Annotated in this window: 23 protein-coding genes and 2 tRNA genes; 7 read left to right on the top strand and 18 right to left on the bottom strand. The window is 71.1% G+C overall.

Going from position 1 to position 26,801, the window contains the following annotated elements; all coding sequences use genetic code 11:
• Nucleotides 1-2 precede the first annotated feature (2 nt).
• The 5 genes from pdxS to pgsA all read right to left on the bottom strand — a co-directional run bounded on the left by pdxS (nt 3) and on the right by pgsA (nt 4,412).
• Nucleotides 3-923 (bottom strand): pyridoxal 5'-phosphate synthase lyase subunit PdxS, encoded by a 921-nt coding sequence (pdxS, locus tag ABT001_RS17075; protein WP_351277719.1) that lies wholly within the window; start codon nt 921-923, stop codon nt 3-5.
• Between the two features lie 131 nt (nt 924-1,054).
• Nucleotides 1,055-1,600 carry a hypothetical protein gene (locus ABT001_RS17070; RefSeq protein ID WP_351277717.1) on the bottom strand — a complete coding sequence of 182 codons (546 nt, stop codon included), beginning with the start codon at nt 1,598-1,600 and terminating at the stop codon, nt 1,055-1,057.
• Nucleotides 1,601-1,651: 51 nt separating this feature from the next.
• Complete coding sequence (locus tag ABT001_RS17065) at nt 1,652-2,812, bottom strand: glycosyltransferase family 4 protein (protein ID WP_351277715.1); 1,161 nt, start codon at nt 2,810-2,812, stop codon at nt 1,652-1,654.
• Nucleotides 2,809-3,732: a phosphatidylinositol mannoside acyltransferase gene (locus ABT001_RS17060; protein ID WP_351277713.1), complete on the bottom strand. Its 924-nt coding sequence runs from the start codon at nt 3,730-3,732 to the stop codon at nt 2,809-2,811. Before ABT001_RS17060 ends, ABT001_RS17065 begins: the two co-directional genes overlap by 4 nt.
• On the bottom strand, nt 3,729-4,412 hold the full coding sequence (gene pgsA / locus ABT001_RS17055; protein ID WP_351277710.1) for a phosphatidylinositol phosphate synthase: 684 nt from the start codon (nt 4,410-4,412) through the stop codon (nt 3,729-3,731). The genes ABT001_RS17060 and pgsA overlap by 4 nt, the downstream gene beginning before the upstream one ends.
• 266 nt (nt 4,413-4,678) lie before the next feature.
• Between pgsA and ABT001_RS17050 the strand changes: the two genes are divergently transcribed.
• Complete coding sequence (locus ABT001_RS17050; RefSeq protein WP_351277707.1) at nt 4,679-6,904, top strand: elongation factor G-like protein EF-G2; 2,226 nt, start codon at nt 4,679-4,681, stop codon at nt 6,902-6,904.
• 171 nt (nt 6,905-7,075) lie between these two features.
• On the top strand, nt 7,076-8,746 hold the full coding sequence (locus tag ABT001_RS17045; protein WP_351277705.1) for an AbeC-like domain-containing protein: 1,671 nt from the start codon (nt 7,076-7,078) through the stop codon (nt 8,744-8,746).
• Between the two features lie 21 nt (nt 8,747-8,767).
• On the opposite strand, the gene ABT001_RS17040 is transcribed toward ABT001_RS17045, so the two are convergent.
• Nucleotides 8,768-9,340: an HIT family protein gene (locus ABT001_RS17040; RefSeq protein WP_351277703.1), complete on the bottom strand. Its 573-nt coding sequence runs from the start codon at nt 9,338-9,340 to the stop codon at nt 8,768-8,770.
• Between the two features lie 66 nt (nt 9,341-9,406).
• On the opposite strand from ABT001_RS17040, the gene ABT001_RS17035 reads away from it, so the two are divergent.
• Entirely contained in the window at nt 9,407-10,084 is a 678-nt protein-coding gene (locus tag ABT001_RS17035) for a potassium channel family protein (RefSeq protein ID WP_351277701.1), read from the top strand.
• Between the two features lie 30 nt (nt 10,085-10,114).
• Here the strand turns inward: ABT001_RS17035 and thrS are convergent, their stop codons facing one another.
• The 3 genes from thrS to ABT001_RS17020 form a co-directional block, all read right to left on the bottom strand.
• Nucleotides 10,115-12,091, bottom strand: a complete 1,977-nt coding sequence (gene thrS / locus ABT001_RS17030) for a threonine--tRNA ligase (RefSeq protein ID WP_351277698.1) — start codon at nt 12,089-12,091, stop codon at nt 10,115-10,117.
• Nucleotides 12,092-12,192: 101 nt separating this feature from the next.
• A complete protein-coding gene (locus ABT001_RS17025; RefSeq protein WP_351277696.1) occupies nt 12,193-13,434 on the bottom strand; it encodes a hypothetical protein in 1,242 nt (413 codons plus the stop codon).
• Nucleotides 13,434-14,033 (bottom strand): DUF4365 domain-containing protein, encoded by a 600-nt coding sequence (locus ABT001_RS17020; RefSeq protein WP_351277694.1) that lies wholly within the window; start codon nt 14,031-14,033, stop codon nt 13,434-13,436. Before ABT001_RS17020 ends, ABT001_RS17025 begins: the two co-directional genes overlap by 1 nt.
• A 194-nt stretch (nt 14,034-14,227) precedes the next feature.
• On the opposite strand from ABT001_RS17020, the gene ABT001_RS17015 reads away from it, so the two are divergent.
• Complete coding sequence (locus ABT001_RS17015; RefSeq protein ID WP_351277691.1) at nt 14,228-14,953, top strand: 3'-5' exonuclease; 726 nt, start codon at nt 14,228-14,230, stop codon at nt 14,951-14,953.
• Between the two features lie 61 nt (nt 14,954-15,014).
• Here ABT001_RS17015 and ABT001_RS17010 read toward each other — a convergent pair.
• A tRNA-Val gene (locus ABT001_RS17010) sits at nt 15,015-15,086 on the bottom strand.
• 137 nt (nt 15,087-15,223) lie between these two features.
• On the opposite strand from ABT001_RS17010, the gene ABT001_RS17005 reads away from it, so the two are divergent.
• A complete protein-coding gene (locus ABT001_RS17005) occupies nt 15,224-17,629 on the top strand; it encodes an SCO7613 C-terminal domain-containing membrane protein (protein ID WP_351277689.1) in 2,406 nt (801 codons plus the stop codon).
• On the opposite strand, the gene ABT001_RS17000 is transcribed toward ABT001_RS17005, so the two are convergent.
• The 7 genes from ABT001_RS17000 to ABT001_RS16970 all read right to left on the bottom strand — a co-directional run bounded on the left by ABT001_RS17000 (nt 17,626) and on the right by ABT001_RS16970 (nt 24,955).
• Entirely contained in the window at nt 17,626-20,370 is a 2,745-nt protein-coding gene (locus ABT001_RS17000) for an exo-rhamnogalacturonan lyase family protein (protein WP_351277686.1), read from the bottom strand. The two genes, ABT001_RS17005 and ABT001_RS17000, sit on opposite strands and share 4 nt — an antisense overlap.
• A 51-nt stretch (nt 20,371-20,421) precedes the next feature.
• Nucleotides 20,422-20,970: a hypothetical protein gene (locus ABT001_RS16995; RefSeq protein ID WP_351277993.1), complete on the bottom strand. Its 549-nt coding sequence runs from the start codon at nt 20,968-20,970 to the stop codon at nt 20,422-20,424.
• A gap of 48 nt (nt 20,971-21,018) precedes the next feature.
• A complete protein-coding gene (locus tag ABT001_RS16990; protein ID WP_351277684.1) occupies nt 21,019-21,879 on the bottom strand; it encodes a carbohydrate ABC transporter permease in 861 nt (286 codons plus the stop codon).
• On the bottom strand, nt 21,876-22,868 hold the full coding sequence (locus tag ABT001_RS16985) for a carbohydrate ABC transporter permease (protein WP_351277681.1): 993 nt from the start codon (nt 22,866-22,868) through the stop codon (nt 21,876-21,878). The genes ABT001_RS16990 and ABT001_RS16985 overlap by 4 nt, the downstream gene beginning before the upstream one ends.
• 10 nt (nt 22,869-22,878) lie before the next feature.
• The gene (locus ABT001_RS16980) at nt 22,879-24,165 is read right to left on the bottom strand and encodes an ABC transporter substrate-binding protein (RefSeq protein WP_351277678.1); all 1,287 of its coding nucleotides are present in this window, start codon (nt 24,163-24,165) and stop codon (nt 22,879-22,881) included.
• Nucleotides 24,166-24,373: 208 nt separating this feature from the next.
• Nucleotides 24,374-24,445 (bottom strand) — tRNA-Val (locus ABT001_RS16975).
• 54 nt (nt 24,446-24,499) lie between these two features.
• Nucleotides 24,500-24,955, bottom strand: a complete 456-nt coding sequence (locus ABT001_RS16970; RefSeq protein WP_351277676.1) for a TIGR02611 family protein — start codon at nt 24,953-24,955, stop codon at nt 24,500-24,502.
• A 190-nt stretch (nt 24,956-25,145) separates the two neighbouring features.
• Here ABT001_RS16970 and ABT001_RS16965 point away from each other — a divergent pair, with 190 nt between their 5' ends.
• Nucleotides 25,146-25,559: an SsgA family sporulation/cell division regulator gene (locus ABT001_RS16965; RefSeq protein WP_003959770.1), complete on the top strand. Its 414-nt coding sequence runs from the start codon at nt 25,146-25,148 to the stop codon at nt 25,557-25,559.
• A 349-nt stretch (nt 25,560-25,908) separates the two neighbouring features.
• On the top strand, nt 25,909-26,466 hold the full coding sequence (locus ABT001_RS16960) for a CGNR zinc finger domain-containing protein (RefSeq protein ID WP_351277674.1): 558 nt from the start codon (nt 25,909-25,911) through the stop codon (nt 26,464-26,466).
• A 52-nt stretch (nt 26,467-26,518) separates the two neighbouring features.
• Here ABT001_RS16960 and ABT001_RS16955 read toward each other — a convergent pair whose 3' ends face one another.
• The gene (locus ABT001_RS16955) at nt 26,519-26,674 is read right to left on the bottom strand and encodes a hypothetical protein (RefSeq protein WP_164493806.1); all 156 of its coding nucleotides are present in this window, start codon (nt 26,672-26,674) and stop codon (nt 26,519-26,521) included.
• Between the last annotated feature and the right edge of the window lie 127 nt (nt 26,675-26,801).

Here is a 26,801-nt window from a genome sequence, read left to right as displayed (position 1 = left end):
TGCTACCAGCCGCGGTTGGCGTAGCGCTCGCCCTCGGGCAGCGTGTCGCAGTTGATGCCGACCATGGCCTCGCCCAGATTGCGGGAGGCGTCCGCGATGACCTTCGGGTCGTCGTAGAAGGTGGTGGCCTTCACGATGGCCGCGGCGCGCCTGGCCGGGTCACCGGACTTGAAGATGCCCGAGCCCACGAAGACGCCCTCGGCGCCGAGCTGTCGCATCAGAGCCGCGTCCGCCGGTGTGGCGACACCTCCGGCCGAGAACAGCACGACGGGCAGCCTGCCGAGCTCGGAGACCTCCTTGACCAGTTCGTACGGGGCGCGGAGCTCCTTGGCCGCGGCGTACAGCTCGTTGTTGTCGTAGCCGCGCAGCCGGGCGATCTCGTTCTTGATCTGGCGCAGGTGCCGGACCGCCTCGACGACGTTGCCCGTGCCCGCCTCACCCTTCGAACGGATCATCGCGGCGCCTTCTGCGATGCGGCGCAGGGCCTCGCCCAGGTTGGTGGCGCCGCAGACGAAGGGTGTGGTGAAGGCGAACTTGTCGCTGTGGTTGACCTCGTCGGCCGGGGTGAGGACCTCGGACTCGTCGATGTAGTCGACGCCGAGGGACTGGAGCACCTGGGCCTCGACGAAGTGGCCGATGCGGGACTTCGCCATGACCGGGATGGAGACGGCCTCGATGATCTCCTCGATCATGTTGGGGTCCGACATCCGGGCCACGCCGCCGTCCTTGCGGATGTCGGCGGGCACCCGCTCCAGGGCCATGACGGCCACCGCGCCGGCGTCCTCGGCGATCTTCGCCTGCTCGGCGTCGACGACATCCATGATCACGCCGCCCTTCAGCTGCTCGGCCATGCCCCGCTTGACGCGGGCGGTGCCGGTGGCCGGGGTCTCGGCGGACTGCGGTGTGCTGGGAAGCGTGGACACGGATCGACCTCACTGGGGTGGGAAAAGCGCTGGATGCTGCAGTCCCGAGCAAACGCTCCGGGAGCAGTCCACAGCAAGGGCCAATGAGGAGCCTGTGGATCGTTCTGTGCGCCTGGGGCGCCCGGCCGGCCTCAGGTACCGGGCCGGTCCGCCAGGGCGACGGGCGGCTCGTCGTCCATCTCGAACGCGAGCGGGAACGGGGCGTGGCCTGCGAGGCGGAACAGCCGCACCGTCCGGTGCCTGCGCAGTGCGCGGGCGGCGCGCACCGAGTCGTTGTGGAAGCGGCGCGCCATGGGTACGCGGCGTACGGCGGCGGCCAGTTCTCCTGCGGCCTCCTCGCCTCCCGGGAACTCCTGCACCGCCTCGACCTGCGCCGTCTCGCCGAACACGGCCCGCAGGGCGGTGCTCAGTTCACTCTCGGCGACCTCACGCTGCTCCTCCTCGGCCTGCCGCGCCGCGTGTGCCGCCTCGTACAGCACGATCGACGCGGCGGGGTCCAGGACACCGGACGTGGCCAGCTCCTGGGTGACCGAGGCACGGCGCAGCAGTTGGGCGTCGAGTGCCGCCCGTGCCGCGTCGATACGGGCGTGCAGCCGGTCGAGCCGCCCGGCGGTCCAGCTGAGGTACAGGCCGATCGCGATCAGGGCGACGACGGTCCAGACGATGATTTCGATCACGGACGGCAAGGCTACCGTCGGCGTGACACACCCGGCCCCGGCAGGCCCCGATCAGTCCCTGGCGAGGCCGAAGCGCGCGCGGAGCCCGGTGCGTTCGTCGGTGTCCACGGCGGCCGCCCCGTCCGTGACCGTCTCGTACACCGCGAGGATGTCCGCACCGACCGTCGTCCAGTCGAAGCGGCGCACATGCGCGCTGCCCCGCTCCCGCAGGCCCGCGCGCCGCTCCGGGTCGCCCAGGAGCCGAATCGCGGCCGAGGCGAGCGCGTCCGCGTCCTCGTTGGCGAACAGGTCGCCCGCCGCTCCCTGGTCGAGTACCTGGGCGAAGGCGTCCAGGTCGCTGGCGAGGACGGGGGCTCCCGCCGACAGGGCCTCGACCAGGATGATGCCGAAGCTCTCGCCGCCGGTGTTCGGCGCGACGTAGACGTCGACGCTGCGCAGCAGCCGTGCCTTGTCCTCGTCGCTCACCATGCCGAGGAACTCGACGCGTGAGCGCAGTTCCTTCGGCAGCGAGGCGACCGCCTCCTCCTCGTCACCGCGTCCCGCGATCAGCAGCCGGGTCTCCGGGCGGGCGGCGAGGATCGCGGGCAGTGCCTTCATGAGGACGGGCAGCCCCTTGCGCGGCTCGTCGATGCGTCCTATGAAGCCGAGTGTGCCGCCCTGCCACTCGGCCTTCGGCTCGGCCCGGGCGAAGAAGTCCACGTCGACGCCGTTGGGGATGACCACGGCGTCCCCGCCCAGGTGTTCGACCAGCGTCCGCCGGGCGTACTCGCTCACCGCGATCCGCGCGCTGATCTTCTCCAGTGCCGGCTGGAGGATCGGGTACGCCGCGATCATGACCCGGGAGCGGGGGTTGGACGTGTGGAAGGTGGCGACGATCGGCCCCTGCGCCGCCCAGCAGGCCAGCAGGCCCACCGAGGGGGTGGTGGGCTCGTGGATGTGGATGACGTCGAAGGTGCCGTCGTTCAGCCAGCGCCGGACCCGGGCGGCGGTCAGGAAGCCGAAGTTCAGCCGGGCCACCGAGCCGTTGTACGGGACGGGCACGGCCCGGCCGGCGGGCACGACGTACGGCGGGAGCGGCGTCTCGTCGTCGGCGGGTGCGAGCACCGAGACGTCGTGGCCCAGGCGGATCAGGTGCTCCGCGAGGTCACGGATGTGGAACTGCACCCCGCCCGGCACGTCCCAGGAGTACGGGCAGACGATGCCGATCTTCACGGAGCTTCCCCCTGGGGTTCGAGATCGGAGAGCCAGAGGCGCTGCAGCATGTGCCAGTCCTCCGGATGTGCGGCGATCCCGCCGGCGAAGGCATCGGCCAGCGCCTGTGTCATGGAGGACGTCTTCTCCACCCGGGTACCTGTCTCCGGGACGGCGACGGGCGGATGGATCCGTCCCCGCATGACCGGCGTGCCGTCGTACCAGAGGGTCACGGGCAGCAGCAGCGCGCCCGTCTGCTGGGCCAGCAGCGCCGGCCCGGCGGGCATCCGCGCGGTGTCGCCGAAGAAGTCCACCTCGACGCCCGAGGCGGACAGGTCGCGGTCGGCCACGAGACAGACCAGCCCTCCCGAACGCAGGCGTCGTGCCAGCGTCCCGAACGCGGCGCCTCCGTTGTGCGGCACCACCTCCATGCCCAGGCCCTGGCGGTAGGCCACGAACCGGTCGTAGAGCGTTTCCGGCTTGAGCCGTTCGGCGACCGTCGTGAACGGCACCTTCAGGTCCGTGGTGACCCATGCTCCCGCCAGGTCCCAGTTCGCCAGGTGCGGCAGCGCGACCACGGCCCCCCGGCCCGCGTCGAGGGCCTCGGTCAGGTGGTGGACGTCACGGATGTCTATGGAGGCCTTGATCCGCTCCGGACTCCAGGTCGGCAGCCGGAAGGACTCCATCCAGTAGCGCATGTACGAGCGCATGCCGGCCTTCGACAGCTCGGCGAGCCGGGCGGCGTCCGCGTCGGGCACCACCCGGGCGAGGTTCGACTCCAGGCAGAGCACGGACGTCCCGCGCCGCTTCCACACCTGGTCGGCCAGGGTGCGGAAGAGCGCGGCAGCGGCCGGCTCGGGAAGCTTCTTGACCGCGCCCCAGCCGAGGCCGTAGAGCCCGTCGGAGAGCCGCCCCCGCAGATCGGATCCGGTGCCGGTCACTGAGCGGCCTCGCTCCCCTGTCCAGGCGCCCCGCCCTGGGCAGCCGCGGCGGCATCGGCCTCGGCCGACTCCCTGCGCACGGTCACCACCCGCTGGATCAGCGTCACCAGGCTGCCCGCGGCGACGATCCAGAGCGCGATCGGCAGCAGCACCTGGATGCCCGGGACCCCGAAGCCGTGCAGCCCGGCGAGCCCGGCCGCGACCAGCGAGATCACGAGCCGTTCGGCGCGCTCCACCAGCCCGTTGACCGCGACCGGCAGGCCGATCGACTCGCCGCGCGCCTTCGTGTACGAGACCACCTGGCCGCTGGCCAGGCAGAAGATCGCGACCGCGCACAGCACGTTGTCATTCCCGCCGCCCGCATACCAGAGCGCGAACCCGGCGAAGATCGCCCCGTCCGCCACCCGGTCGAGCGTCGAGTCCAGGAACGCGCCCCACCGGCTGGAGATTCCGGCCTGCCGGGCCATGTTGCCGTCGACCAGGTCCGAGAAGACGAAGACCGTGATCACGATCGTGCCCCAGAAGAACTCCCCCATCGGGAAGAAGACCAGCGCACCTGCCATCACTCCGGCCGTGCCGACGAGAGTGACCGCGTCGGGGCTGACTCCGAGGCGGAGCAGCAGAGCGGCGAACGGTGTGAGGACACGCGTAAAAAATGCACGCGCGTACTTGTTCAGCATGGCCTTCCCGAGGTTCGGTGGGCGCCGCGGCCCTTTCGGCCACCGGCTGGCCCATCGTAGTCACGAGCCGTGCCGGGTCAGGGCGGGGCACCCCGTCCCGCCGGGGGTCCGTGAAGTCACGCTCCGCCGTGCGCGACGTATGGACGGCGTCCGGCACGGGTGCGACGCTCGAATGACCGCGGGCGTCGCCGAAGCCGCCGCGTCGGCTCCGCCCGTCCCCACTCCCCGCTCTCGCGGCACCACGCCACCGACCGGGAGGCACGATCATGGGCGACAGGACGCATACGCACACCGGGGCCGCCGGCAGGGCCGCGACGGCCGGCCGGCCCGCTTCCGTACGGAACGTCGTGCTGGTCGGCCACAGCGGCTCGGGCAAGACCACACTGGTGGAGGCACTCGCGCTGACCGCCGGGGCGCTCAACCGGGCCGGCCGGGTCGAGGACGGCGCCACCGTCTCCGACCACGACGAGATCGAACAGCGCCGACGACGCTCCGTGCAGCTCTCGCTGGTTCCCGTCGAATGGGACGGATACAAGATCAACCTGCTGGACACCCCCGGCCACGCGGACTTCGTCGGGGAACTCAGGGCCGGTCTGCGCGCGGCGGACGCGGCCCTCTTCGTCATCTCTGCCGCCCAGGAGGCCGACGCCGTGGCAGGCGCCACCCGCGACATCTGGGAGGAGTGCGCGGCCGTCGGGATGCCACGGGCCGTCGTCGTCACCCACCTGGACACCGCGCGTACGTCCTTCGGCGAGATGACCCGGATCTGCGGACGGGTCCTCGGGCACGACGACCCCGATGCCGTGCTCCCCCTCCACCTGCCGGTGCACGGACCCGAGGGCCCGGACGGACACGCCCCGCTCACCGGGCTCGCCGGACTCCTCACCCCGCGGATCTTCGACTACTCGTCGGGGGAACGGCGGGAGTCACCGCCGGACGGGGATCAGCGGGCTCCGCTCCGGAAGGCCCGGAACCGGCTCATCGAGGCGATCATCGCCGGGAGCGAGGACGAGACCCTGATGGACCGCTACCTCGGCGGCGGCGAGATCGGCACCACGACGCTCGTGGACGACCTGGAACGCGCCGTCGCACGCGGCTCGTTCCACCCCGTCCTCACCGCGGCGCCGGCCGCCGACGGCGCCCGTCAGGGCGTCGGCACCGTGGAACTCCTCGACCTGGTCACCCGCGGCTTCCCCTCCCCCGGGGAACGCACCCTGCCCGCCGTCACCGCCCCGGACGGAACCCCGCGCCCGGCCCCCGCCCGCCATCCGGCCGCGCCGCTGGTGGCCGAGGTCGTGAAGACCTCGTCCGACCCCTACGTCGGACAGGTCTCCCTCGTCCGCGTCTTCTCCGGCACCCTGCGCCCCGACGACACCGTGCACGTGTGCGGCCACGGCCTCACCGGTCCGGGAGGCGAGACAGGTCCCTGCCACGAGGCCGACGTGCGCGTCGGCGCCCTCTCCGCCCCCTTCGGCGCACAGCAGCGCCCCCTGGACAGCTGTGTCGCGGGCGATCTGGCCTGTGTCTCCAAACTGGGCGGGGCTGAGACCGGGGACACCCTCACCGGCAACGGCGACCCGCTGCTGATGGAGCCGTGGGCCCTGCCCGACCCGCTGCTGCCCCTGGCGGTACGCGCCCATGGCAGGGCCGACGAGGACAGGCTCTCGCAGGGCCTGTCCCGCCTGGTCGCCGAGGACCCCACCATGCGTCTGGAGCAGAACCAGGAAACCCACCAGATGGTTCTGTGGTGCATGGGCGAGGCGCACACGGAGGTCGCGCTGGAACGCCTGCGCAGCAGGTACGGGGTGCAGGTCGACGCCGAACCTCCTCGTGTGCCGCTCCGCGAGACCTTCGCCTCCCGGACCGTCGGACTGGGCCGGCACGTCAAGCAGTCCGGCGGCCACGGCCAGTACGCCGTCTGCGAGATCGAGGTGGAACCGCTGGCCTCGGGGGCGGGCGTCGAGTTCGTCGACGAGGTGGTCGGCGGCTCGGTGCCGCGGCAGTTCGTCGCCTCCGTGGAGAAGGGCGTACGCGCCCAGGCGGCCCGGGGTGTCGCGGCCGGGCACCCGCTCGTCGACGTACGTGTCACCCTGCTCGACGGGAAGTCGCACGCGGTGGACTCCTCCGACGCCGCCTTCCAGACCGCGGGCGCGCTGGCGCTGCGCGAGGCCGCGGCCGGCACCCGCGTCCAGCTCCTCGAACCCGTCGCGACGGTCGGCGTCCTGGTTCCCGACGGCTACGTGGGGGCCGTCATGAGCGACCTCGCCGGGCGGCGCGGCCGGGTCGTCGGCACCGAACAGGAGACCGGCGAGCGCACACTCATACGCGCCGAGGTGCCGGAGATCGAGATCGGCCGGTACACCGTCGACCTCAGCTCCCTGACGCACGGCGCCGGACGGTTCGACCGGGCGTACGCCCGGCACGAGCCGATGCCTCCGCAGCTCGCCGAACGCATCCGCGGAGCACGGGAGAACAGCGCGAACGTGAGCTGATCCCGCGGCACCGGTTGACTGGATATGACCCCTTACGCCCACCCGCGGGCCCATCGTCCGGGCGGGCGCGTGGTTCGGACGGTACTCTGTGGGCCCAGCTCAGAAGGTGTGCGACGTACGGTAGTTGGGAACAGCCGCAGAGGCAGACCGTGCGGGCGAGTGGGGGCGACAGTGGCGAACGACGGATTCGATTTCTCTCCCGGAGCGCAGATCCCGCTCCAGGGTTCGGGAGGACAGGCGGTGGCGACCAACGCCCTCGCCTCCGCCGCGTACCGCGACAGCGACGTGGCGGAGATCCTCAAGGCCAACAGCGAGTGGCACAAGTCCGAGGTGAAAACGGGCGAGTCCAAGCTGTTCAAGTCCGACTATTTCAAGCCGAATCTCGGTGAGGCGTTCTCCCGGGCCGTCCAGGAGCGCATGCTCGGCGGCGGCCGCGGCGCGCTCATCCAGTCCTTCGGCACCGACCCCCAGACCGTCGTCGAGCACTGCCTGTCCGCCACCCGGCTGCGCAAGGCCCGTGACACGAAGCTGACCCTGATCACCGCCGTCTTCGGCTTCGTCTTCCTGCCCGGACTGGTCCTCTGGGTCCTCGCCTTCCGGCTGCGGGACACCCTGAACAACTCCAAGGACAAGTTCTTCCAGGCGCTGGGCGGGGTCCTGCTCGTCGTGCTCGGCGCGGCCGCCGCGTTCTTCCTCATCACCATGCCGCTCACCGGCTTCCTGGCCCTCTACCTGCGGGCCGCCGCCGTCGCCCCGCTGATCGGCTGGCTGCTCGCCAAACGGATCGCGGAGTCCTCGACCAAGGACCTTCGGGCCCGCTGGGAAGGGCTTCTCTCCGGCGCCGGCGTCAGCGCGAAGATCCCGGAGGCCGTGCCCAAGAATCCCAACGAGACCGCGCGCGAGGCCCTGCGTCAGGGCCTGGAGAAGCTCTCCGCCGAGCAGCAGTCCAACGCCGTGTTCTACGCGGGCCCCAAGGGCATCCTCGGCATGGGAACCCGCTGGGGCAGCTGGCAGCTCGCCGAAGAACTCACCCCCGCGGACCCCACCCGGGAGATCCACCAGTTCCGCAGCTGGGACGTCGTCCGGGCCATCCACGACCAGTTGAAGATGCTGGAGCGCGGCCCGCTGAACACCGGCGGATTTCCCACCCCGTCCGTCAAGCACTGGATCGTCTCGCCCATCGGCGAGAACGCGGGCTCCGTCTCCCGCCCGGAGGGTGAGGACGTCGCCACCTTCCAGATCAAGCCCCACGAGATACAGCGCATCTGCAACCACCAGCAGTTCGGCAGCGGCAACCGGCACTACCTGGGCGTCCAGTTCACCCTCTGGGACGGCCAGTTGGTGATCACGATGCTGATCACCGTCACGGTGCTCCACGAGACCCTGCGGATCGAGGTGACCGGGCACGCGCTGGGCCCCGTCCACTCCCTCTTCCTCTCCAAGCCGGAGGCACCGACCAAGACGGTCAAGAAGGCGGTCAGGTTCTGGGAGACCCGCAAGGTCTCCCTCCCGCTCGTCAAGGCGACCGAGGTGGTCAGGCTCGCCCTGCGCGCCCCCTTCACCTGGTACCCGCCGCTCCTCGACTACCTGGGCGGCAAGATCGTCCTGCCCGAGCCCTTCGGCCTGCGCCACGCCTGGGCGGCCAAACCCTGGGGCCACCGCTTCATGGCCGACGACGCCATGCGGGCCGCCACGCCCATCCTGCGCGTCGTCCACTCCGCGACGACGCGGGTCCTGAAGGAACACGGCGTGGACACCGAGCGCTTCGACAACCGCTCCATGGTCCTCAGCGGCATGGTCCAGGACGCCGCCCCGAAGAAGGCCGACGTCTACGACGCGTGATGACGCCCGGGCGACACCCGGTCAGGCGGACGGCGGCCCGTCAGGCCAGACGCCGGCCAGCATCGCCCGGGTGTCCCCCAGGAGCTGCGGGAGCACCTTCGTGTGTCCGACGACCGGCATGAAGTTGGTATCCCCGCCCCAGCGCGGCACCACGTGCTGGTGGAGGTGCGCGGCGATGCCCGCCCCGGCCTCCGCGCCCTGGTTCATCCCGATGTTGAAGCCGTGCGCACCGGAGGCGGCCCGCAGCGCGACCATGGCCCGCTTGGTGAAGTCGGCCAGCTCCGCGGTCTCCGGACCGTCGAGCTCCGTGTAGTCGGCCACGTGCCGGTACGGCACCACCATGAGGTGCCCACCGTTGTACGGGTACAGGTTCAGCACCGCGTAGACCGTCTCGCCCCGGGCGACGATGAGCCCGTCCTCGTCCGACTTCGACGGGATCTCGCAGAACGGGCAGCCGTCACCGGCTCCCGGGCCGCTCGGCTTGCTCTCACCCTGGATGTAGGCCATCCGGTGGGGCGTCCACAGGCGCTGGAACGCGTCGGGCGTCCCCACTCCGATCTGCTGCTCCGGCTCACTCGTCATGCCCGTCAGCATATTGCGTTGCCCGCGGCGCGCGTGTCGCCGGGGCCGACCCCGTCGGCACACCGCGATGCTGGCGCCATGAGCGACCGCCCCACGGCCCCCGTCCCCGCCCGGCTCGAGGGCTGGGAGCGGCGCACCGAGGTGCCGCTCCTCGCCGCGTCACTGGTCTTCCTCACCGGCTACGCGGTCCGCGTCCTGGCTCCCGTCGGCGCCCAGCCCTGGCGCGACATCGCCTTCGCCCTCGTCGCCGCGGCCTGGCTGCTCTTCGCCGTGGACTACGGCGTACGGCTGCGGCTCAGCGGCCAGGGAGCGCGTTTCGTGCACAGCCACTGGCTGGACACGGTGGTCCTGCTCCTGCCGCTGCTGCGCCCCCTGCGTCTGGTCCAGGTCTACACCGCGCTCCAGAAGCGCACGGACAGGCCCAGGCTGAGCCTGTACGCCCGGGTGATGACGTACGCGAGCCTGACCGCCGTGCTCCTGGGCTTCTCCGCGGCACTCGCGGTCTACCACCAGGAGCAGGGTGCTTCCGGCTCCACGATCCGTACGTTCGGAGACGCCGTGTGGTGGGCGTGCGCGACGCTCACGACCGTGGGCTACGGCGACGCGGTGCCGGTGACGCCGGGCGGCCGGGCGATCGCCGCGTTGCTGATGGCCTGCGGGCTCGCGCTGCTGGGGGCGGTCACGGGGTCGTTCTCGTCGTGGCTGGTGGAGGTGTTCAAGCGGGAGGACGAGAAGAGGCCCCCGGGGAGCGTGTAGCGCTCCCCGGGGGCCTCCTTCCGGCAGGGATCACACCTGTACGCGACGCTCCACCACGTCGGCGAGCTTGGCGATCGCCTCGTCACGGGCGATGCCGTTCTCCTGCGACCCGTCGCGGTAGCGGAAGGAGACCGTTCCCGCGTTCATGTCCTCGTCGCCGACGATGATCATGAAGGGGACCTTGGCCTTCTGGTGGTTGCGGATCTTCTTCTGCATCCGGTCGGAGGAGGCGTCGACCTCGACCCGCAGCCCCTTCTTGCGCGCCTCGGCGGCGAACTCCTGGAGGTACGGGATGTGGGTGTCGCCGATCGGGATGCCGACCGCCTGCACCGGGGCCAGCCAGACCGGGAACGCGCCCGCGTAGTGCTCCAGCAGCACCGCGAAGAAGCGCTCGATGGAGCCGAACAGCGCGCGGTGGATCATGACGGGGCGCTGCTTGGTGCCGTCCGGGCCGGTGTACTCCAGGTCGAAACGCTCCGGGAGGTTGAAGTCGAGCTGCACGGTCGACATCTGCCAGGTACGGCCGATGGCGTCCTTGCACTGCACCGAGATCTTCGGACCGTAGAACGCGGCACCGCCCGGGTCCGGGACCAGCGGGAGGCCCTGCTTCTCGGCGACCTGGCGCAGCGTCTCGGTGGCCTCTTCCCACGTCTCGTCGCTGCCGACGTACTTCTCCGGGTCCTTGGTGGACAGCTCCAGGTAGAAGTCGGTCAGACCGTAGTCACGGAGCAGGTTCAGGACGAAGGTGAGCGTCCGGTCCAGCTCCTCGGCCATCTGCTCGCGGGTGCAGTAGATGTGCGCGTCGTCCTGGGTGAAGCCGCGCGAGCGGGTCAGCCCGTGCACGACACCGGACTTCTCGTACCGGTACACGGTTCCGAACTCGAAGAGCCGCAAGGGCAGTTCACGGTACGAACGGCCGCGGGCATCGAAGATCAGGTTGTGCATCGGGCAGTTCATCGGCTTGAGGTAGTAGTCCACCCCGTCGTCGAGCTGCATGGGCGGGTACATGCCGTCGGCGTACCAGTCCAGGTGGCCGGACTTCTCGAAGAGCTTGCCCTTGGTGGCGTGGGGGCTGTAGACGAACTCGTAGCCCTCCTCCTCGTGGCGGCGCCGCGAGTAGTCCTCCATGGCCCGTCGGATGACGCCGCCCTTGGGGTGGAAGACCGCGAGACCGGGGCCGATCTCGTCGGGGAAGGAGAAGAGGTCCAGCTCGTTGCCGAGCTTGCGGTGGTCGCGCTTGGCGGCCTCCTCCAGGAACGTGAGGTGCGCCTTGAGCTCGTCCTTGGTGGGCCAGGCGGTCCCGTAGATCCGCTGGAGCATGGGGTTCTTCTCGCTGCCCCGCCAGTACGCCGCGGCGTTCCGCATCAGCTTGAACGCGGGGATGAGCCGGGTGGTCGGCAGGTGCGGCCCCCGGCAGAGGTCCTTCCAGCACAGGTCGCCGGTCTTGGCGTCCAGGTTGTCGTAGATGGTCAGCTCGCCGCCGCCCACCTCGACGTCCGCGCCGTCGTCCGAGGAGGCCGAGCCCTTGATGCCGATGAGCTCCAGCTTGTACGGCTCGTCGGCGAGCTCCTCGCGGGCCGCCTCGTCGGTCACGACCCGGCGGGAGAACCTCTGGCCCCGCTTCTGGATCTCCTGCATCTTCTTCTCGATGGCCTTGAGGTCCTCGGGCGTGAACGGCTTCTCGACGTCGAAGTCGTAGTAGAAGCCGTCCTTGACCGGCGGGCCGATGCCCAGCTTGGCCTCGGGGAAGAGTTCCTGCACCGCCTGCGCCATGACGTGGGCGGTGGAGTGCCGCAGGATGTTCAGGCCGTCCTCGGAGGAGATCTCGACGGGCTCGACGACCTCACCGTCCCTGAGCTCGTACGCGAGGTCGCGCAGCTCGCCCTCCACCCTTGCGGCGACGACGGTGCGCTGGCCGGGGAAGAGCTCGGCGGCCGTCGTTCCCGTCGTCACCACGTGCTCTTCCCGCTCGGAATCGCGTTGGATGATCACACGGACGTCTGACACCGGTCTCTCCTGACTGAGGGGGTGCGTCGCATTCCTCTAGCGCGCGCAAGAGGAATCGTACCGAGCCGGAGGGCCTCGAAGCGAAAGGGATAGCGGCCCGGCTACTCCTCGTCCCCCGTGCAGGCCTCCTCGAAGAAGTCGACGTTCTCCTGGAGCACCTTCATCAGCCGGTCCCGCTCCGCCTCGTCGACCTGGACGGGCGTGACGTGGGAGGCGCCGCTGAGCCGTCTGAAGCCGCCCCGGTTCTCCAGCTTCCCCTCCACCCGCAGCGGGAGCCCGACCAGGTGGGCGTGGCCCGCGATCCGGTAGGCCTCCTCGTCGAGTTCGATCCGTACGTGCGCGACCTCCGCCCCCGCCAGTACCCGCAGCCGTACGACTCCGGGGCCACGGGGTCCCGAGCGGCGCAGCCGTACGACGGCGCCGGTGAGCCGGACGGGAACGGCCGGCTCGTCCTGCAGGTAACGCACGCCCGCCAGCCTCAGCGCGGGCAGGTCGCCGGGCGAGAACTCGACGGGTTCGGGGCCTGCCGGACAGCCTTCGGGAGTTCCGGCGGCGGGCGCCCAGGCCAGCGTGATCCTGGCGCTCTCCGCTCCCCGGACGAGCCCGACGACCGCCTCGGTCAGTTCACGGCTGACGCCGGCGGCGACCGCGGCGTCGAACGCCTCCATCCCGCCGGTGGCCCGCTGGTAGTCGACGGCTTCCCGGGCCGCATGCAGCGCCGCGTAGAGCTGTACGACGACGGCCCGTCCGGCCGCGACGGGGACGTACGCGGTGAGGCCGCGGCCGTCGGAGCCGGGCCCGACGAGGGTGCCGTCCAGGGCTCGCCGCGCCTTCCTGCGGTGCCGGGCGCCGTGGTGACCGGCCCGGCCGCGCACGGCGAGGGACCCGGCCAGGAGGATCTGCCGGGCCGCCGTGCGCAGCTGATCGGCACCGGCCCAGTCCGTGGCCGCCGAGGCGTCCTCGGGGACGTCACGCCACCAGCGGATCTCGTCGCTCGGCACGGTGAGGGCGACCAGGATGTCGCGGGCGGAGGGTGCGGCGCTGCGGGTCAGGGCGGTGAGCGCTTCGGCCAGCAGGTCCTCGCTGTCGGGGAAGGCGGTGGTGTCCGGGACGAGCAGGCTTGTTCCGGTGGCGGCGGGGCCGGGGGGAACCCAGCGGCTGTAGCGCCCCGGTGCTCCTCCGCGCCGGTGCCAGCCGTGCCGTCGCAGCAGGGTGCCGAGAACGGCGGGGTCGACGCGCGCGGGGTCGGGGGCCGGGCCGGGGCCCGGGCCGTCGGCGTACGGATGTGCGCGGCTGCCCGCCGGGACCGTCCCTCCGGTGGGCTCGTCCGTCGACCGGTGCATCAGGGTCTCCCTCCCGCCCCGACTCGGGCCATGATGTCGCGGAGTGCGCGGTCGTCGAAGATCCGCGAGGTGGGTATCCGTACGGTGGTCCGGTTCCGGCCCGTCACCGGGTGGCCGGCCAGGTTCGTCCAGTAACAGCAGTGCTGCAGCTCCAGCCGTTCGTGTCCGGCCCGCAGCCAGTCGTCCTGGCTGCGGGGCACGAGCATCACGACCAGGATCCTGTGCACCGACACGGGGGTGCGCGCGAGCTTCACCAGGTGGGCGTTGTCGAGGGTGAAGGAGAACGTGGCTCCGGGTGGGTGCGGAGGGATCTGGTAGGTGCATTTGAGCTGCACCTTGACGGTCACTTCGTCGTCGACGATGTGGTCGGGGGCGCCGTGGCTGACGTGCCAGTCGATGCCGTTGTCGGGGAAGGGCTGGGAGAGGGAGCAGCCCGCCGCTGCCGCCACCGCGTGGAGGTAGCCCACCTGGAGGGTCTCCATGCAGGCGGTGGTGGCGAGTGTGCCGCGCGGCGGTGGGGTGTTCCGCTGCTGCGGCGCCCTTCCCCCGTGGTCCTCGGTGCGGGCGGGACTTCCTGGGTTCGGCTGCGCGAGCGCCATGGCTCCGTGCCTTCCGGGCTGTGCCGACCGGTCGCCCGGTCTCCGCTGACGGGCCGGTCAACTTCCTTGCCCGTCACTTGTGTTGTCACCGCAGGAGCCGGCCCGTAAACGGCGTACCAGGCATAGGGGGCGGGTATCACCGAACCGGGCAGAGGAATCCCGTCATCTGCCGTGCAGGCGCGAGGAGTTCGGGGATGATGCATTGGTTCGAGGGGCCGCTGGCGGCTTTTGACACCGAGACGACAGGCGTGGACGTCGAGGAGGACCGGATCGTATCGGCCGCTCTCGTCGTCCAGGACGCGGCGGGCGGGCGGCCCCGCGTCACTCGCTGGCTGGTCAATCCGGGGATCCCGGTGCCGCCCGGCGCCACCGCGGTCCATGGCCTGACCGACGACCATCTGCAGCGCAACGGCCGGTGGCCCGCGCCGGTCGTGGAGGAGATCGCCCGGGCACTGGCGGAGCAGTGCGCGACGGGACGGCCGCTGGTCGTGATGAACGCACCGTTCGATCTGACGCTGCTGGACCGGGAACTGAGGCGCCATCGGGCGTCCTCGTTGGCCGGTTACCTGGGGAACAAGGCGCTGTGCGTACTGGACCCCCGGGTACTGGACAAGCATCTGGACCGCTATCGCAAGGGCCGTCGCACGCTGACGGACCTGTGCGCGCTGTACGGCGTGACGCTGGACGGCGCGCACGACGCGGCGGCCGACGCGACGGCCTCGCTCGAACTGGTGCGGGCGGTGGGCCGGCGGTTCTCCGCCCGGCTGGAGCGGCTGTCGCCGGCGGAGGTGCACTCGTCGCAGGCGGTGTGGCACGCGGCCCAGGCACGCGGACTGCAGGCGTGGTTCGAGAAGAACGGTGAGGCGGAGGTGGTGGACCCGGCGTGGCCGCTGCGTCCGGCACTCCCCGCGGCGGCCTGATCCGGCCCGGGTACGCGAGAGCCGGTCCGTCGATTGCACTGACGGACCGGCTCTTCCCGGGTGGGCGATACTGGGTTCGAACCAGTGACCTCTTCGGTGTGAACGAAGCGCTCTCCCACTGAGCTAATCGCCCGGGAACGGGTTGAACCATACAGGGCGTGGGGCCCTGGGTTCAAACTCCTTCCCGGCGAGGTACCCGGTCGGGAAACGCCGGGGATCTGAGTATCCGAGCCCATGTACACGGGTGTGGCGACCGCCACACTGCCGTACATGAGACATGTGCCGCCACCCGCCGAGGAATTGGCCCTCCTCGATCATGAACTGGTCCGGCTGGACGCCCGTCGGCTGCAGCTGCTGAACCGCCGTGCCTGGCTGCTGGGCGTGCTGCGCGCGCCGGCGGCGGCGACGCCTCCTGCGGCGCCCCTGCACCCGCCCGTCCCCCGGCCGTACGCCCCGCCTGCCGCCCCCGCGCACGGCACCCAGAACGTGCTGCTGGTCCTGGGTGGTCTGTTGCTGACCGTCGCCGCGATCGCGTTCACCCTGTTCAGCTGGGGCGAGATGGGCATCGCCGGCCGTTCGGCGGTGCTGGCGGCGGTGACGGCGGGCGCGTTGCTGGCCCCCGCGCCGCTGCTCCGCCGCGCGCTGCCCTCGACCGCGGAGGCGATGGCCTGCCTGGCCCTGGTGCTGACGGTGCTGGACGCGGTCGCGCTGCACGCGGTCGCGGCGCCGGAGTCGGACGGACTGGTGTTCACCGCGGTCGCGTCGGCGGTGCTGGCGGCGGTGTGGACCGCGTACGGGCTGCTGTTCGGCCGGCTGCGGGTGCCACTGCCCGCGGCCGTGGTGGCGGGGCAGCTGCCGCTGGTGTTCACCGCCTGGGCGGCCGGAGCGTCCGGGGCCGGCTTCGGCTGGGCGCTGCTGGTGACGGCGGCGGCCGACGTCGCGGTGGCGCTGTGGGGCCGGGGGCTCGCGGTGCGGGTCACGGCGTGCGTCGGGGCGCTGCTGACGGGGCTGGTCTCGTCGGCGCTGGGTCTCGGCCTGTCCGTGACGGCCGACGGTGCGGCCGGGGCCGTGGGTCCCGCCGCGCTGCTGCTGGCCGGGACGGCGGTCGCGGTGGCCGGGGCCTGGCGGGCCCCGAAGGGGACGGCCGTCCTCGGGGGTGTCGTGGCGGGCCTCGCGGCGGTGGCCGGAGTGGGCGGGGTGCCGGGTGCGGAGCTGCCGTGGGGCTGGGCGGTCGCGGTGTACCTGCTGTGCGGAGCGGCCCTGTCGGTGGTGCTGCGGATGCGGGTACCGCGCCCGGTGGCCTCGGGGGTCCTGGGCGCGTCGGCCGCGGTCGTGGCGGGCGCGGTGCTGTGGGCGGCTCCTGTGGTGGCCGCCGCGCTGCTGGGGCCGGTGACCGTGGCGGCGGAGGTGTGGTCCGGTGCTCCGGTGGGCTTCCGGGGCGCGCTGGGAGCCTCGGTCCCGTGGCCGGGCTCGGTCGCCTCCCCGGTGGTGCTCGCGCTCGCGGCGGGGCTGGCGGCGGCGCTCCACGTCAGGTGGCCGCGGGCGCTGCCGGAGAGGGGCCGCGGCGCGGCGGCGGCGGGCGCCGCGGTGCTGGGCTGGGGCGCCGTGCCCGCGCTGCTCGCGGTGGCGGATGTGCCGTACGCGGTGGCGGTGGCCGTGGAGCTGCTGCTGGTCGCGGTGTCGCTGGCCCTCGTGGTGCGGCGCGCCGCCGACGCGCTCGCGGTGACCTGTCTGGTGTGCGCGCTGGTGGCGGCGGGGAGCGTGGGGCTGCTGGGTCTGGCCTCCGAGCCCGCGACGTACGCGGTACACGGGGCGCTGCTGGTGCTGTTCGCCGGTGCGGCGGCCGGTGCGACGGTGCCCGCGGTGCGGTCGGTGCTCGTCTGCGCCGCGGTGCTCTGCGCGATCGTGGTCACCGCCGCCACGGGGGCGTCCCTGGGCTGGGGCGCGGCGGACACGGCCCCGTTGGTGCTGGTGGTGACGGCGGCGACGGTCCTGCTCGGGGCGCGGACGCGGACATCGGCGGTGGCGGTCCCGGGGGAGCTCGCGGGGGCGTTCGCGGCTCTGGTCGCCGTGGGTCTCGCCGTGACGGACGCGCCGTCCCTGGCGCTGGTGCTGGGCCTGTGCGGGGTGCTGGCGACGGCCACGGCGCTGCGGCCGGAGCGGCGGCGGGTCGCGGGCTATCCGGCGGCGGCGCTGTTCGTGGCGGCGGCGTGGGTGCGGCTGGCGGCTTCGGGGGTGACGGACCCCGAGGCGTACACGCTACCGGTCTCCGTGGCCGCGTTCGCCGTGGGATATCTGCGCCGCCGCAGGGATCCCGCCGCGTCCTCGTGGGTGGCGTACGGTCCCGCCCTGTCCATGACGATGGTGCCGAGCCTGGTGGTGGCGTGGGGTGATCCGCACTGGCTGCGGCCCCTGCTGCTGGGGGTCGCCGCGCTGGTGGTCACCCTGGTGGGCGCCCGCCTGCGGCTGCGGGCGCCCCTGGTGCTGGGCGGTTCGGTGCTGGCGCTGGACGGGCTGCACGAGCTGGCCCCGCATGTGGTCCAGGTCTTCGACGCGCTCCCCCGCTGGGCGCCCCCGGCGCTCGCCGGGCTGCTGCTGCTCGCGGTCGGTGCGACGTACGAGCAGCGGCTGCGCGACGCGCGCCGGGTGCGGGAGAGCTTCGGCCGGATGCGTTAGGGCATCCGGTCGCCGACGAGCGCGAGGTTCTGGATCGCCGCGAGTCCGTACAGGGCGGTGGAGTTGGTGCTCACCCAGGCCGCTTCGCTGCCCTCGACGGGCCCGGTCGGCCCTTCGATCCTCCTGGTGGTCCAGTCGGTGCTCTCCTTGTAGTCCCAGGTGTCGGCGCTGCTGTAGAACTGCTTCCACGCCCGGGTGGCCAGGGTGACGTCCCCGGTCCGTACGGCGGCGTAGGCGTCCTGGCGTGAGTGGCCCTGGAACAGCAGCAGCGTGCCGAAGTTGCTGCCGTAGCGGGCGGCCTGTTCCGCCTTGGTGGCGTTGAAGTAGCGGCAGTAGTCGATCCAGGCGGCCTCGAACGCCGGCATGTCGATCATGTCGATGAGTTCGGCGTTGAGCTCGACCAGGCCGAACATGGCCGACAGGTGCGAGACGCCCACCGCCGGTGCGTCCGCTGTCGCGAACCTCCCCGTGTCGAGGTCGTAGAGACCGACGCCCTGCACGAAGCCGTTGGGCTGGGCGGCGATGGTCTCCATGGTCGACAGGACGCGGTCCCTGGCCTTCTCCCACTTGGGTCCGCGACGTTCCCACTCGGTGAGCCAGGCGGACACGAGGCCGCTCCAGTCCGTGCCGAAGCCGATGGACAGGGCGTGGCGGTCGGGGGTGTAGGGCTCGGTGCGGATCTTGCGGATGGGGTCGAGGGCCAGGAAGGTCTCGTCGGAGTCGACGTTGGCGCGCATGAGGTCGCCGACGCGTTCGTCGGCGGTGAGGAAGTAGAACATGCGCCGGTAGGTGGTGTTGGCGATGCGCTGCTGCTTGGCGCTGTCGGCGTGGTGCTGGACGCCGTGGCGGGTGCCGAGGCCGGCCCACTTGCCGAGGTGGTAGACGTCGACCTCGCCGGTGTGCCGGGTCATGGCCTCGGCGAAGCGGTAGATGTCGGCGCGGCCGGAGCGCATGTAGGCGTACCAGAGCCAGAGGTCGGGCGAGAGTTCCGAGTTGTCCCAGGCGTAGCCGCCGACGTCGTAGCACCACTGGTGCCGGGTCGGGTCGTAGGTGTGCATGATGTCGCCGTAGTCCCAGAAGCCGTACCAGCGGCGCATCTCCACCTGGTCCTTGTAGTACGTGAAGAGGAAGTCCAGGTGGTCCTCGATCTTCGACTTGGCGGCGGTGGAGCGGTCCGGTTCGGCGAAGAGACCGCCGAAGACCTTGGCCTTGACGAGCTGCCTGGGCGGGGCGGCCAACTGGGGCGGGGTGCGTACGGCGTCGACCTGCCGGGCGAGTGCCTCGGGGGCGGGGGTGGAATCGTTGGCCCAGAAGAGGAGTTCGCTGGTCCTCGCGATGCCGTACGGGGTGCCGAAGCCGGGCTCGTAGTCCTCGTAGGTGATGTTGAGGCCTTCGAGCTGCTCGGGGTAGGTGTCCTGTTCCATGCCGTCGTGGTAGAAGCGCAGGTCCATGGGCTGGGCCTCGGGCGACCAGAGCCAGAGTGTGACCTCGGCCTCGTCCGTCTGCGCGTCGCGGATGTCGAGCTGGGCGGGGTGCTTCTCCCAGAAGTCGCGGAGCCCGAAGGAGAATCCGCCGCTGGGGCCGCCGACGTAGCCGAAACCGGAGGCCCTCCTGCCGCCGCCGGCGCCGATCCAGCCGTGCCCCTTCTTCGTGCGCTTACGCAGGCCGAAGCCGTCGGCGGAGAGCTGGGAGAGGGTGTAGTCACCCCATTCGGGGATGTACTGGAGCCGGCTGGTGACCCGCTGGTCCCAGGTCGCGGGGTCCGGGAGCTTCCGGCCGGCGAACTGCGCCTCGCGGACGGCGGCTCCGGGGTCGCGGCGCAGTCCGGTGATGCCCTTCACGGCCTCGCGCAGCAGGCCGGTGCCGTCGCCGCCGATGCGGATGTGGCGGTCGTGGGCGGCGTCGCGCATGGGCACGGTGAAGCGGACACCGAGACCCCGGACGAAGTCGCCGCTCGCCTTGCCCGGTTCGACGGTGCCGTCGTAGGTGATGGTGTGCACCATCCGGAAGGAGTCGGCGCCCGCGTAGAAGTAGAGGCGTACGGAGAACGGCATCCAGGACCGGGAGCCCTTGCGGTGCTTGCCGTCGATGCGGACGACGGCGCGGACCGGACCGTCCTGTTCGACGGCGGCCTCCTCGATGACGCTCTCGAAGCGTTCGTACGTCTCCCTGCCCTGGTCGCCGTCCTCGATCTCACCCTGACGTACGAGGACGAGCCGCCCGTCACGCGCGATCTCGGTGGAGCCGCGCGTGACGGTTTCGACGAGCGCGGAACCGTTCGTCCCGAGCCTGGCGGTGATCACCCCCGTGGAAACCGTGATCGCGCCACCCCGGCGTACCACCGTGACCTTCTTCGCCGGTGCGGCGGGGGTGCCGGTGGTGAGGGAGAGCTTCTCGGCGGTGACCTCGGGGCCCACGGCGTGCGCGGTCCACTTGAGCGAGCCGTCCGGCCAGTAGCCGATCGGCCAGGTCTGCACGGGGACGTCCTCGCCGTCGTCCGTGGACAGCGCGAACGTCTGGTCCTTCGGGTACTGCCCCCGGGGCCAGGGCACACCGAGCGTGGAGCCCGGGGCCGCACCGAGGCCGCCGGACTCCAGCCAGGTCAGGGTGACGGGTTCGTCGGTGTGCTCCGCGTTCCCGGACGCCGAGGCGGGAGCGGTCCCGAGGGACCAGCTGATCTGTGCGGCCGCGCCGGCCGCCGCGGCGGCCTTCAGGAGCGTTCTGCGGGGCATCCTGGACATGGGTGTGCCTCTCTCCGTGCGGATTCGGGACAGGGGACGAACAGGAACGGGTCAGTGGGCGGGCCTGCGCGCCCGCACCGCTGTGGCTGCGGCGGCCACCGCCCCGAGGACGGGTACGGCCAACGGCAGCACGAGGGCGCCGGACAGCACGACGACGGCCATCCCGCAGACGAGCAGCAGGGAACCGGCCGGGTCGCGGACCGTGTTCCGGCCGGCCTCGGCCAGGAGGGGGCGCCAGAGGGCGCCGGGCTCCCAGCACGAGGCGGCGCGCAGGACGGCGACCAGCAGGCCGATCATGGCGAGGATGCCGACGGCGCCCACCAGCGGGCCGCCTGGCAGCCCGGCGCGTACGGCCGCGAGGTCGAGCAGGAGCAGGGCGGCTGCGGCACACACGGCGGCGCCGACGATCCACCCGCCACGGGCGGCGGCCCGGACGTCCGCGGCGAACTCGCGCAGGCCGCCCTGTTCGCCGTCGAGGTAGCGGCGCAGGTGCCGGGTCCCCGCGGCGAAGGCCGCGGGGAACGTGAGCACGGGCAGGGCGGCGACGGCGATCCACACGCCTGCGAGCAGGCATTCGGAGAACAGGGCGAAGCGGTCCATGGCGCGCGAGCGCCCGGCCGGGGTGCGGGTCCTGGTCGCCACGGCGCGTCAGCCCTTCAGGCCGGAGGTGGCCATGCCGTCGATCAGGTAGCGCTGGAAGGCCACGAAGAAGGCCAGCACCGGGAGGAGTGCGACCAGGGACATGGCGATCATGCCGCCGTAGTCCGCCACCGCGTCCTGGTCGATGAACATCTTCAGCCCCATGGAGACGGTGTACTTGCCCGGCTCGTTGAGGTACAGCAGGGGGCCCATGAAGTCGTTCCACGCGTTGATGAACGTGAAGATCGCGCTGGTGACGAGCGCCGGCCGGCAGAGCGGCATGACGACGGACCAGTAGGTCCGCAGGTGCCCGCAGCCGTCCAGCCGTGCCGCCTCGTCGAGCTCCTTGGGCAGGCCGCGCATGAACTGCACCATCAGGAAGACGAAGAAGGCGTCGGTGGCCAGGTACTTGCCGATCAGCAGCGGGGTGAAGGTGTTGATCAGCTCCAGCTTCTGGAACATCACGTACTGCGGAATGATCAGTACGTGGTAGGGCAGCAGCAGGGTGCCGATCATGACGGCGAACATGGCGTTGCGGCCGGCGAAGCGCACCTTCGCGAAGGCGTAGGCGGTCAGCGAGCAGGACAGCACCACGCCGACCACGGAACCGAGGGCTATGTACGTCGAGTTCAGGAAGAACGTCGAGATCGGGATGTCGGCGATGCCCTCGGTGAGCCGGGTGTAGTTGTCACCGATCGGGTCGGTCGGGAACAGGTCCAGGGCACCGATGATCTCGGCGCTGGGCTTGAACGAGGCCCCGATCGTCCACACCACTGGGTAGAGGACCACGGCCAGGATGACGAGCGCACCGAGGTGCCAGGCGAGTGCGCCGGGTCCCCGGCGCCGTACGGCTGCTGACAGGAGACTCATCGGCCGCCCTCCTCGTAGTGCACCCAGCGCTTCTGGGACCGGAACAGCACGGCGGTGACCAGGCCGACCGCGAGCAGCAGCAGCCATCCCATGGCCGAGGCGAAGCCCATACGGCTGTTCACGAAGCCTTGTTCGTACAGGTAGCAGGTGTAGACGAGCGTCGCGTCGGCCGGTCCGCAGGTGCTGTTGCTGACGATGTAGGCCGAGCCGAAGATCTGGAACGAGTGGATGGTCTCCAGCAGGACGTTGAAGAACAGCACCGGCGAGATCATCGGCAGGGTGATGCTGAAGAACTTGCGCCGACGGTCGGCGCCGTCCATCTCGGCCGCCTCGTACAGCTCCTGCGGGACCTGCTTGAGACCCGCCAGGAAGATGACCATCGGAGCGCCGAACTGCCAGACGGTGAGGGCGACCAGCGCGTAGATGATCATCGAGGGCTCGCCGATCCAGCCGCCCACCTCGACGCCGAACACCTTCTGCGTACGGTCGACTATCGCGTCGTCCGAGAACAGCGCGCGCCAGACGATGGCCGCCGAGACGCTCGCCCCGATCAGGGACGGGGCGTAGAAGGCCGCCCGGTAGAAGGACTGGCCCCACCGCTTCTGCGCGAGCAGCATGGCGACGGCGAGTGCGGCGGCCAGCTTGATGGGGGTGCCGATCAGCACGTACCAGGAGGTGACCTTCACCGACTGGCGCCAGCGGGGATCGGCGAACATGTCGGTGAAGTTCCGCAGGCCGATCCAGCGAGGCGCCTCGAACAGGTTGTACTCGGTGAACGACAGGTACAGCGAGAACACCATGGGCCCGGCGATCAGGAACAGGAAGCCCGCGATCCACGGCGACATGAACAGGTAGCCGGCCAGGTTCTCGCCGCGGTCCCGCCGCTTCGCGGCGGCGGGCGGCGCGTCTCCTCCGGGACCGTTCCGCTCGGTGACGGAGCGGTCGTCCCCGGCGGCGAGTGCGCCCGGGGAGGGGTGGGTGTGAGTCACCACGGTCCTCTCAGTTCGAGGCGAGGGCGGTCTTCGCCTCGGAGAAGAACTGCTGCACGGCGTCCTTCGGCGAGGCCTTGCCCAGGGAGAGGTCGGCACTGATGCGCAGGAAGGCCGCCTCGACCACGTCCGCGCCGGACGGGTGCGGGGTGATGGGCTCCAGGAGACCCGCGTCAGCGATCTTCGTCTCGTACGCGGCGATCGCCTTGTTCGGCGCGTCGGTGGGCTCGTAGGCCTCGAACTGGGCGGTGGTGGCGGGCACTCCGCGGTCGTATCCCATGATCCGGGCGACCTCGGGGTCCTGGGTCATGAAGCCGATGAAGGTCGCGACCTCGGCGGGGTGCCTGGTGCGTGCCGTGCCGCTCAGCATGAGAGAGCCCAGGTACTGGCCCGTCTTCTTGCCGTCGGTGCTGGGGATGGGCGCGAGGCCGTACTTCCCCTTGCCCTCCGCGCCGTAGCGGACGGAGAAGTTGTCCCAGTTGAACTCGCCCGCGGACAGTCCCTGTGCGAGCGCGAGAGCGGGTTTGATCTGCTCGATCCTGTTGGGGTCGGCGTATGTCCCCGACTTCACCCGCTCGAGGGCCTCGGTCCAGTACGGCAGGAGCTCGGCCTCGCCGAATCCCATGCCGTCCTCGGTGAAGAAGGCCTTGCCGTTCTGGCGGAGTATCAGGTCGTAGACGTACATCACGCCGTGCGGTCCGGCGTCACCGGCGACTCCCTGGCCGCTCTTGATCTTCTGCAGGCCCGCGTACCAGTCGTCCCAGGTCCAGCCGATCTCGGGCGTGACGCCCGCCTTCCCGTACACCTCCTCGTCGATGACCAGGGCCATCGAGTTGCTGCCCACCGGGACGCCGAGCAGCTTGCCGTCGATCTCCGCGAACTTCTCCAGCCCGGCGCGGAAGCCGGTGAGGTCGAGATTGCCCTTCTCCACCTGGGGCCCGAGGTCGAGGAGGACGTTCTTCGACTCGTACTTGCGCAGGAAGGTCACCGCGTTCTGGATGACGTCCGGGGGGTTTCCGCCGGCCGCCTGCGTGTTGAACTTCTTCCAGAAGTCCGGGTACTGCTGGAAGTCCGTCTTCACCTTGATCTTGGGGTGCTTCTTCTCGAAGAGGGCGACGCACTGCTGGACCTTCTTCGCGCGGTCGTCCGCACCCCACCACGAGTGCCGGATGGTGACCGGGCCGCCCGAACCGCCACTGCCCGAGCCGCAGCCCGCCGCGGTCAGCCCGAGACCGGCCGCCGAGAGGCCGGCCAGCTTCAGCAGCTGCCGCCTGTCCATGCCGTTGTTACGAGACATAGCTCGCCCCCACCGTCAGATTGAATCGTTTTAGAAAGCGCTTGCTGGGTCAAAGTAGGGAGCAGCACCGAGCGCGTCAACGGTTAGGACGAAATTCCGGTGGCCTGACGACGGGCCGAACAGACGGCGAGGGGTGCCATCGGGCGCACACGAAAAACGCCGATGGCCCGGAAGCTTCATCAGAAGCTTCCGGGCCATCGGTCCGGGGTGGGCGATACTGGGTTCGAACCAGTGACCTCTTCGGTGTGAACGAAGCGCTCTCCCACTGAGCTAATCGCCCCGGCGCACCGCAAACATTACCCCATGTCAGCGGTACCGCCGGACCACCACCGGGTCACTGCTCGATCTTCCACGGCATCACTATGCCGAACTTCCAGACGTAGATCCCGACCAGCACCGCGACGATCACGAGCCCGGCCGTGGTGAGGATGATGTTGCGGCGCCGGACCTTGGGATCGAGGGCGCGCTGGGCGGCTTCGGTGACCTTGCGCCGGGTCCAGCGCAGGACGATCTGCGCCCAGACGAACTCGGTCGCCCAGATCGCCATGCCCCCGAAGATCACCAGCCAGCCCGGGCCGGGCAGCACCAGCATCGCGACGCCGGCCCCGACCACCGCCAGGCCGACGACGAAGATCCCGACCTGCCAGCTCAGGTGAAGCAGCTTGGACTTCCGGATGAACCCGGGTGCCCGCGAGCCCAGCTCGCGCTCCGTCGTCCGATCGTCCCCCGCGGCGGAACCGGAGGCCGCCGCCACGGCGACCTCTTTCCGCTCGTCACTCTCCGCGTTCATGACGCCCAACCTACCGGAACCTCGCCCGTCACCGGAATGGACGCATGACCCAAAGTTACACAGCCCCGGACGAGAGGGCTGAAGCATCACAAATGGGTCAGAGGGGTTTACAACGCCACCGTAGGTGGCATGTCGATTTCGCCGACGTGCGAATCCCCGAGCGCACACTGAGCGAAAGGCCCTGGCGCTTATGAACACCACGGTCAGCTGCGAGCTGCACCTGCGCCTCGTTGTGTCGAGCGAGTCCTCACTGCCTGTACCCGCGGGCCTGCGGTATGACACGGCCGATCCCTATGCCGTGCACGCCACCTTCCACACCGGAGCGGAGGAGACGGTCGAATGGGTTTTCGCCCGTGACCTCCTCGCCGAGGGGCTGCACCGGCCCACCGGCACCGGAGACGTCCGCGTCTGGCCATCTCGAAGTCACGGCCAAGGCGTCGTCTGCATCGCACTGAGCTCCCCGGAGGGCGAAGCCCTGCTGGAAGCCCCGGCGAGGGCCCTGGAGTCGTTCCTGAAGAGGACCGACGCCGCGGTCCCGCCAGGCACCGAGCATCGTCACTTCGACCTCGATACGGAGCTCTCACACATCCTGGCCGAGAGCTGAGCCAGGCCGAGAGCTGCGGGACGCCGTCCGACTCGGGGAGACGGCGTCGCGCGGACAACCTCATAGGGCAGGCACCGGCGCCGTCGCCGCGGAACCCACCGCGGCGGCGGCGCCGCTGTGCGTGCGGGGCCGCACCGCGGGCGTCATCCGCACCACGCGCCTCACCACTGCCACCGGGACCACTCCTGGAGCCCCTGAGCGGCCCTCCTGGCTCCCGTAGGGCGTTCCGGCCGGGAAAGGGGCTCTCCCGCCCCGCCGAGGCCGCACCGGGCCGTGAGTGCCTTCGCCGAGCCAGTAGAGTCAGCCCGCATCGGCGGACGCCCGTCCGCCGGAGGCCAGGGAGCGAAGCGTGCTGATCCCACACGACACCCGGATCGCCCTCGAAACGGTGGTCGATCTGGTGAACACCGCACCGGACAGCGACTCGGGCGACGGGCTCGCGGAGCTCTCCGCGCTCTACGCCTTCGCCGAGCGCCACGCCATCAGCGGCGTCGGGACCCTCGGCGACAAGGACCTGCGGGCCGTGCGGGACGTCCGGGGGCGGTTCGCGGAGATATTCGCGGCGCCCGACGCCCGCACCGCGGCGGACCTCGTCAACAACCTGGTGGCCGCGGCCGGCACCACACCCCAGCTCACCGACCACGACGGCTACGACTGGCACATCCACTACTTCGCGCCGGACGCCTCCGTCGCGGACCACCTCGCGGCCGACTGCGGCATGGCCCTGGCCTTCATCGTGGTGGCGGGCGAGCAGGAGCGGCTGCGACGCTGCGAGGCCCCCGACTGCCGGGACGCCTTCGTCGACCTCTCGCGCAACCGCTCCCGCCGTTACTGCTCCAGCCGCACCTGCGGCAACCGGCTCCATGTCGCCGCGTACCGCGCCCGGCGCCGGGAAGCCGCGCGCTGAGGCTCCACGCACCCACCGCGCGGGGTCGTGGGCATCCGGGCCCGGCGGCCGCTCACAGGAGGAAGAGATCGTGCAGGGCGGCCATCAGCAGCAGGCCGCCGACCACCGTCAGGAAGATCATCAGCGGGGGCTGGGAAAGTGCGAAGAGGCAGCCACGCGGCTCTTCGGCAGGGGGTGCGGGGGCATCGCCCCGGGAGGTGTCCACCATCTCGTAGTGATCATGGCGCAGAGTGGACCCCGTTGGCGATCAACGGGTTCCCTCACCAGGGGAGTTCACCCACTTCAGGATGAACGGAATTCGCTCCGCCGTCCGAAGATCACGCACGCGTTCGCCC

The organism is Streptomyces sp. NPDC002793, assembly GCF_040295485.1.
GTDB lineage: Bacteria > Actinomycetota > Actinomycetes > Streptomycetales > Streptomycetaceae > Streptomyces.
This window is presented reverse-complemented; position numbering and strand designations above follow the sequence as displayed.

Bases quoted from the DNA above. Each gene is read 5' to 3' on its own strand.
- ABT001_RS17025 (WP_351277696.1), bottom strand. From the start codon at position 13,434: ATGCACCGGTCGACGGACGAGCCCACCGGAGGGACGGTCCCGGCGGGC.
- ABT001_RS17015 (WP_351277691.1), top strand. From the start codon at position 14,228: ATGATGCATTGGTTCGAGGGGCCGCTGGCGGCTTTTGACACCGAGACG.
- ABT001_RS16995 (WP_351277993.1), bottom strand. From the start codon at position 20,970: ATGGACCGCTTCGCCCTGTTCTCCGAATGCCTGCTCGCAGGCGTGTGG.
- ABT001_RS16990 (WP_351277684.1), bottom strand. From the start codon at position 21,879: ATGAGTCTCCTGTCAGCAGCCGTACGGCGCCGGGGACCCGGCGCACTC.
- ABT001_RS17050 (WP_351277707.1), top strand. From the start codon at position 4,679: ATGGGCGACAGGACGCATACGCACACCGGGGCCGCCGGCAGGGCCGCG.
- ABT001_RS17035 (WP_351277701.1), top strand. From the start codon at position 9,407: ATGAGCGACCGCCCCACGGCCCCCGTCCCCGCCCGGCTCGAGGGCTGG.
- ABT001_RS16965 (WP_003959770.1), top strand. From the start codon at position 25,146: ATGAACACCACGGTCAGCTGCGAGCTGCACCTGCGCCTCGTTGTGTCG.
- ABT001_RS16970 (WP_351277676.1), bottom strand. From the start codon at position 24,955: ATGAACGCGGAGAGTGACGAGCGGAAAGAGGTCGCCGTGGCGGCGGCC.
- ABT001_RS16980 (WP_351277678.1), bottom strand. From the start codon at position 24,165: ATGTCTCGTAACAACGGCATGGACAGGCGGCAGCTGCTGAAGCTGGCC.
- pgsA (WP_351277710.1), bottom strand. From the start codon at position 4,412: ATGCTGAACAAGTACGCGCGTGCATTTTTTACGCGTGTCCTCACACCG.
- ABT001_RS17000 (WP_351277686.1), bottom strand. From the start codon at position 20,370: ATGTCCAGGATGCCCCGCAGAACGCTCCTGAAGGCCGCCGCGGCGGCC.
- ABT001_RS17005 (WP_351277689.1), top strand. From the start codon at position 15,224: ATGAGACATGTGCCGCCACCCGCCGAGGAATTGGCCCTCCTCGATCAT.
- ABT001_RS16955 (WP_164493806.1), bottom strand. From the start codon at position 26,674: ATGGTGGACACCTCCCGGGGCGATGCCCCCGCACCCCCTGCCGAAGAG.
- ABT001_RS17020 (WP_351277694.1), bottom strand. From the start codon at position 14,033: ATGGCGCTCGCGCAGCCGAACCCAGGAAGTCCCGCCCGCACCGAGGAC.
- ABT001_RS17040 (WP_351277703.1), bottom strand. From the start codon at position 9,340: ATGCTGACGGGCATGACGAGTGAGCCGGAGCAGCAGATCGGAGTGGGG.